The sequence below is a fragment of the Bordetella petrii genome (assembly GCF_020991325.1).
Lineage (GTDB): Bacteria > Pseudomonadota > Gammaproteobacteria > Burkholderiales > Burkholderiaceae_B > Bordetella_A > Bordetella_A petrii_E.
In genome coordinates this window covers 1-5596 of record NZ_JAJMLX010000287.1, presented here as the reverse complement: position 1 = coordinate 5596, position 5596 = coordinate 1, and the positions used below count along the sequence as shown (strand labels likewise).

Sequence of the window (5596 nt, the reverse complement as noted above, 5' to 3'; positions counted from 1 at the left end):
GGCTAGGCCGCCTGCTGGGCGCGGTAGTGGCGGGGCGCCTTGGCGCGGTTGCCGCAAGTGGCCATCGAACACCAGCGTCGGCGGCCGCCCCGCGACGTATCCAGGAACAGCCAGCTGCAGGCTTCGCATTCGCGCAGCCGGTGCAGCGGTGCATGGGCAACCAGGTCTTGCGCGCTGAGCGCCAGGCGCAGGCGCGGCAAGTCCAGCCCCGCCGCGGCGCGGTCTATGTGCCAGCTGGGCTGGCGTTCCGGAAACAGCGGCAGCGTGGCGTGCTTCAGCGCCAGGCGGATCTCGTTTTCCAGATACCGGCGAGCAGCCGGCGGCGCGGGCTGGTCGCCGGCCACGGCGGACAGCACCGCATGGGCATGCTCGCGCTGCGATACCAGATTCTTCAAGGCTGCCAGGGCGGCGGGGCCCTGGGCCAGTTTTGCCAGCTGCCTGCGTTCGGCGGGTGTCACCACCCCCGCCAGGCTCAGCCAGCGCAGGGCCTCGGCCCAGTCGGCAAACGCGGGCGCATCGCGCGCCTTGGTGGGCCCGCCGCCGGTGTTCAGAAAATCCAGGTAAGGGTGCCCGCCGACAAAGGTGTCCGGCGTGCCGCTTGTATCGGGCTCGTCGTTTGGCATGTCTAACCTTGTTGACTAGATATACAGGTTAAGTTTAAGGTGGAAAAAACTAACCCTTTAAACTTAATTAAGAGGTTATCATGGATTCAATCGCATCGAGCCGGTTGCCGGCGCTTTCCCATACGTATGATTTCGAAGGGCAGGCCGTGCGCTACGCCGTGCTGGGCCAGGGCAGGCCGGTGGTGCTGTTGCACGGCACGCCATTTTCCGCCGCGGTGTGGCGCAAGGTGGCGCCGCTGTTGGCGCGGGGCCGCCAGGTGTACCTGTACGATTTGCTGGGCTATGGGCAGTCGGAACAGCGCCCCGGGCAGGATGTGTCGCTGGCGGTTCAGGGCCGCCTGTTCGCCGCCCTGCTGCGCCACTGGACTCTTGAGCGGCCCGACGTGGTGGCGCACGATTTTGGCGGCGCCACCGCCCTGCGCGCCAATTTGCTGGAAGGCTGCCGCTATGGCAGCCTGACCCTGATCGACGCGGTGGCGCTGGCCCCCTGGGGCTCGCCGTTCGCGCGCCACGCGCGCGAACATGAAGCCGCATTCGCGGGCATGCCGCCGTATATCCACGCCGCCATCCTGAAGGCCTATATCCAGGGCGCGGCTTTCCGGCACCTGGCGGACGATGTCATGGCCCTGTACACCCAGCCCTGGACGGGGCCGCAAGGCCAGGCCGCCTTCTACCGTCAGGCGGCGCAGGCCGACCAGCGCTACACCGACGAGATCGAGCGCCGCTATGGCGAAATAGATTGCCCGGTGATGATTCTGTGGGGCGAAGACGATGCCTGGCTGCCCATCGGGCGGGGCCGCGCATTGGCGGCGCGGTTCCGCCAGCCTGATTTCAGGCCGGTGCCCCAGGCCGGCCACCTGATGCAGGAAGACGCGCCCGAAGCCATCGTGGCGCACCTGGCGCAGTTCCTTCCGGCATGACAGGCCGCCCCCCGGTTCCGGACGGCGTCTCTACGTCTCTACAATACGCATCGAACCCCTAGAGATGGCAACCGGAGACACAAAGCATGGACGCGGATTTCTGGCTCGAACGCTGGCGCGACGGGCGCACTCATTTTCACCAGGCGCGCGTGACGCCGTTGCTGGCCAAGTACTGGCCCACCCTGGAGCTGCCCACCGGCAGCAAGGTGCTGGTGCCCTTGTGCGGCAAGTCGCTGGACATGGTGTGGCTGGCCCAGCAGGGGGTCCAGGTGCTGGGCGTGGAATTGTCGGCATTGGCCGTCGAACAGTTCTATGCCGAGAACGGGTTGCAGGCGCAGGTGCGCGAAGCCGGCGCCGGGCGCTACTACCAGGCCGGCGATATCGAAATCTACTGCGGCGACATCTTCGACCTGGGGCCCGAGGTACTGGGCACCTGCGTGGGCGCCTACGATCGTGCCGCGCTGGTGGCGCTGCCGGCCGAAATGCGGGCACGCTATGCGCGCCACGTGTACGGGCAGTTGTCAGACGGCTACCGTGGCTTGCTGATCACCCTGGACTACGACCAGGCCCAGATGGAAGGCCCGCCTTTTTCCGTCAACGACGCAGAAGTGCAGGCCGTGTATGCCGGGCATTCAGACGCGGTACTGATAGACCGGCGCGATATCCTGGCCAAAGAGCCCAAGTTCGCGGAACGGGGCCTGACGCAGCTGGACACGCTGGTGTACCGGCTGCAGCGGCGGCCGTAGCCGCCAATCCAATTGCGAGGCAAGCATGAGCGTACGCATCGTCCAACTAGGCTCTCCCCGCCAGGCCGGCGAGGGGCTGCGCATCGGCACGGTACGGCGCCCGCCGCGCGGCGTGCCCAAGGCAGAGTTCGCGCGGCGCAATTATTACGACGTCTGGCTGCCTGTCCTGTCGCCCAGCGCGGAACTGGTCAGCCAGGCGCTGGCGGCTTCCACCGACGCCGAATGGCGCAAGGTAGCCCGCAAGATCCGCAGCGAACTGCATGCCGGCGAACCCGGCAAAGTACTGGACCTGCTGGCGGCGCTTTCCGCCACGGCCGATTTCTCGGTGGGCTGCTATTGTGAAGATGAGCACCGCTGCCATCGCAGTGTGCTGCGCGAACTGCTACTCGAGCGCGGCGCCCGCGTGGCGTAGCGCGGCAGCGTGCGGGGCCTGGTCAAAAGACTCGATCAACAGTTCGGTCAGGGCCCGCACTTTGCGCTCGGGATACTGCCCCGGCGGGCGGATGACATACACCCCCGCCGGCGGCGGCGGGTAGCGTGTCATTACCGGCACCAGCGCGCCGGAAGCCACATATTCACCAGTGACGCAGTCGGGCAGCCAGGCGATGCCCAGCCCCGCAACCGCCGCCGCGGCAAGCGCCGCGCCGTTGTCGGCCTTGAAACGCCCCTGCGGATGAACCGTGACGGCACGGTCGCCATCCATGAGCTGCCACGTTTCGGCGCCCTGCATCAGGGCCTGGTGGCCAGCGAGTTCATCGGGCATTTCGGGCGAACCATGCGCCGCGATATAGGCGGGGCTGGCCACCAGCTTTCCGTAGAGCGGCGCGACGCGTCGTGCGATCAGGTTCGAGTCCTGCAGATAGCCCACCCGTATCGCGCAATCGAAGCCTTCCGCGATGAGATCGACGAATCGATCGCTGTACGAGGCATGGATATGGACCTGCGGATGGCGTTGCGCCATTTCCGCCAGCACGGTGGCAAACAGCATCGGGCCTAGCGAAAGCGGCGCGGCAACGCGCAGGCGCCCGCAAAGCTTGCCGGACGGCAGCATGGTTTCCCTGGCCAGGTCGATTTCAGCGCAGACCCTGGCCGCGTGATCCCGGAACGTGGCGCCGGCTTCCGTGAGCGCGGCGCCGCGCGTGGTGCGCGCCAGCAGTTGCACACCCAGCTCTGTTTCAAGCCGCAATAGCTGGCGGCTGACCACCGACTTGGAAACGCCCAGGCGGCGCGCAGCGGATGAAACTCCCCCAGCGTCAGCGACGGCAACGAAGGTTTGCAGTGCTTCGATATCCATTCAGTGTTCCCTATTTCGCGACACAGCGTAGCAAGACAGACCGGTACCGCATCGTAAAGGGGAATGCCAGAATCAATCCAGCCAGCACCCCTGCGGATGCCTGGCTCCCGTTAACTCAATTTCATTCATCGCAAAGGGTGTACACAATGACCTTTCGTAACGGCCTGGGCTCGCTGCTGCGTCCGGAAGATTCGGTGCTTGTCCTGATCGACCACCAGCCTTACCAGCTTGCAAATCTCAATAGCCACGAACCTCAGATGGTGGTCAACAATTCCGTGGGCTTGGCGAAAGCCGCCAAGGCGTTTGGCGTACCCACCATCCTGACCAGCGTGATCGCCGCGCAGGGCGGCCGCATTTTTCCCCAGATCACGGATGTATTTCCCGGCCAGGAGGTAATCGACCGGACGTTCATCAATACCTGGGAAGATAAAAAAGTGGTCGACGCCGTGAAGGCGACGGGCCGCAAGCAGTTGATCATTGCCGGGCTGTGGACCGAAGTGTGCGTGGCCATGCCGACGATCCAGGCGCTGGGCGAAGGCTGGGACGTGACGGTGGTGGCCGACGCGTCCGGCGGGGTTTCGGTCGAGGCGCACGAAGTGGCCATCCAGCGCATGATCGCGGCCGGCGCCAACATGATGACCTGGCTGGCGGTGGCGTCTGAATGGCAGCGCGACTGGGCCCGGACGGAGCACATCGGCGAACTGACGGACGTGATCAAGCAACATGCCGGCGGCAGCGGCATTGCCTACTTGTGGGAACAGCAACTGCTTAACACCCCGGTGGCTGGCAGCACGCGCTAAGATCTTGCCAAATTTCCATATTTGGGAGAATATCCCAAATATGGAAAACACCCAGACGCCGCTCGATTCGATCGATCACCAGATCGCCTTGCGCCTGCGCGCCTTGCGGGCCGAACGAGGCTGGTCGCTCGATGACCTGGCGCAGCGCAGCCAGGTCAGCCGCGCCACGCTGTCGCGCCTGGAAAATGCCGCCGTCAGCCCCACGGCCAGTGTGCTGGGCAAACTGTGCGCGGCGTTCGGCATGACCCTGTCGCGCTTGATGCGGCTGGTCGAAGACGATTATCCGCCGGTGGTAGGGCGCGATGCGCAGCCTGTCTGGAACGACACCGCCACCGGCTTCGAACGCAGGTCTGTATCGCCGCCTGCCCAGCGCCTGGCCGGCGAGGTGCTGGAATGCCGCCTGGCGCCCGGTACGCACATCCATTACCAGGATCCGCCCCGGCCAGGGCTGGAACATCATCTGCTGCTGCTGGAAGGCCAGTTGCAGGTCGGCGTGGAAGGACGGGCGCACCGGCTGCGGCCGGGCGATTGCCTGCGCTACCAACTGACCGGGGCCAGCGAATTCCTTACACCGGCGCGCAGCGGCGCGCATTATCTGTTGTTCATTGTCTAGAGGTCTTTCGTGGATACACTTGTGCCGCTAGCGGCGCTTTCTGCCGGCGAGGCCGGACGACATCTGGCGGGCCTGGGCGAACTGCTGCACGCCTGCGTGCACGACGGCGCCAGCGTGGGTTTCGTGCTGCCGTATACGCAGGCTGACGCCGAGGCGTTCTGGGCCGAAAAAGTGTTTCCTGCCGTGCAGGCGGGCACGCGCACCCTGCTGGCGGCCCATATCGATGGGCGCATCGCGGGAACCGTGCAGCTGGATTGCGATACACCCCCGAACCAGCCGCAACGCGCGGAGGTGCGCAAGTTGCTGGTGCATCCGCGGCACCGGCGCCAGGGCCTGGGCCGGGCGCTGATGCTGGAACTGGAGCAGCGCGCGCGCATGGCGCAACGCCGCCTGCTGACGCTGGACACGCGCACTGGCGACCATGCCGAACCGCTTTATGCCGCGCTGGGCTACCAGCGCGCGGGGGTGATACCCGGATTCTGCCTGGACGTGGCCAGGCAGCGCTACGATGCCACCACCATCATGTACAAACTGCTGTAGTACGCGGTGGGCAGGCCACGCCGCGCGGGCGCGCCTACCGCGCCCGCGCTGGTGCAGGCC

Annotated in this window: 8 protein-coding genes; 6 read left to right on the top strand and 2 right to left on the bottom strand. The window is 66.0% G+C overall.

Going from position 1 to position 5596, the window contains the following annotated elements; translation table 11 throughout:
- Positions 1-2: 2 nt before the first annotated feature.
- Positions 3-623 (bottom strand): CGNR zinc finger domain-containing protein, encoded by a 621-nt coding sequence (locus tag LPZ50_RS21020; RefSeq protein WP_230664625.1) that lies wholly within the window; start codon positions 621-623, stop codon positions 3-5.
- 80 nt (positions 624-703) lie between these two features.
- Here LPZ50_RS21020 and LPZ50_RS21015 point away from each other — a divergent pair, with 80 nt between their 5' ends.
- From LPZ50_RS21015 to LPZ50_RS21005, 3 genes are all read left to right on the top strand, one after another.
- Entirely contained in the window at positions 704-1543 is an 840-nt protein-coding gene (locus tag LPZ50_RS21015; RefSeq protein WP_230664623.1) for an alpha/beta fold hydrolase, read from the top strand.
- Positions 1544-1629: 86 nt separating this feature from the next.
- Positions 1630-2289: a thiopurine S-methyltransferase gene (locus LPZ50_RS21010; protein ID WP_230664621.1), complete on the top strand. Its 660-nt coding sequence runs from the start codon at positions 1630-1632 to the stop codon at positions 2287-2289.
- A 25-nt stretch (positions 2290-2314) separates the two neighbouring features.
- Positions 2315-2701 (top strand): DUF488 domain-containing protein, encoded by a 387-nt coding sequence (locus LPZ50_RS21005; protein ID WP_230664619.1) that lies wholly within the window; start codon positions 2315-2317, stop codon positions 2699-2701.
- Here LPZ50_RS21005 and LPZ50_RS21000 read toward each other — a convergent pair.
- On the bottom strand, positions 2672-3583 hold the full coding sequence (locus LPZ50_RS21000; protein WP_230664617.1) for a LysR family transcriptional regulator: 912 nt from the start codon (positions 3581-3583) through the stop codon (positions 2672-2674). The two genes, LPZ50_RS21005 and LPZ50_RS21000, sit on opposite strands and share 30 nt — an antisense overlap.
- Positions 3584-3729: 146 nt before the next feature.
- Between LPZ50_RS21000 and LPZ50_RS20995 the strand changes: the two genes are divergently transcribed.
- The 3 genes from LPZ50_RS20995 to LPZ50_RS20985 are packed head-to-tail and all read left to right on the top strand — an operon-like array spanning position 3730 to position 5536.
- Positions 3730-4383 (top strand): hydrolase, encoded by a 654-nt coding sequence (locus tag LPZ50_RS20995; RefSeq protein ID WP_230664615.1) that lies wholly within the window; start codon positions 3730-3732, stop codon positions 4381-4383.
- A gap of 40 nt (positions 4384-4423) precedes the next feature.
- The gene (locus LPZ50_RS20990; protein ID WP_230664613.1) at positions 4424-4996 is read left to right on the top strand and encodes a helix-turn-helix domain-containing protein; all 573 of its coding nucleotides are present in this window, start codon (positions 4424-4426) and stop codon (positions 4994-4996) included.
- A gap of 9 nt (positions 4997-5005) precedes the next feature.
- Positions 5006-5536, top strand: a complete 531-nt coding sequence (locus LPZ50_RS20985; RefSeq protein ID WP_419195625.1) for a GNAT family N-acetyltransferase — start codon at positions 5006-5008, stop codon at positions 5534-5536.
- Positions 5537-5596 lie beyond the last annotated feature (60 nt).

What these genes read in the sequence shown, in the direction of transcription:
- LPZ50_RS21020 (WP_230664625.1), bottom strand. Translation starts at nt 623, where the DNA reads ATGCCAAACGACGAGCCCGATACAAGCGGCACGCCGGACACCTTTGTC.
- LPZ50_RS21015 (WP_230664623.1), top strand. Translation starts at nt 704, where the DNA reads ATGGATTCAATCGCATCGAGCCGGTTGCCGGCGCTTTCCCATACGTAT.
- LPZ50_RS21010 (WP_230664621.1), top strand. Translation starts at nt 1,630, where the DNA reads ATGGACGCGGATTTCTGGCTCGAACGCTGGCGCGACGGGCGCACTCAT.
- LPZ50_RS21005 (WP_230664619.1), top strand. Translation starts at nt 2,315, where the DNA reads ATGAGCGTACGCATCGTCCAACTAGGCTCTCCCCGCCAGGCCGGCGAG.
- LPZ50_RS21000 (WP_230664617.1), bottom strand. Translation starts at nt 3,583, where the DNA reads ATGGATATCGAAGCACTGCAAACCTTCGTTGCCGTCGCTGACGCTGGG.
- LPZ50_RS20995 (WP_230664615.1), top strand. Translation starts at nt 3,730, where the DNA reads ATGACCTTTCGTAACGGCCTGGGCTCGCTGCTGCGTCCGGAAGATTCG.
- LPZ50_RS20990 (WP_230664613.1), top strand. Translation starts at nt 4,424, where the DNA reads ATGGAAAACACCCAGACGCCGCTCGATTCGATCGATCACCAGATCGCC.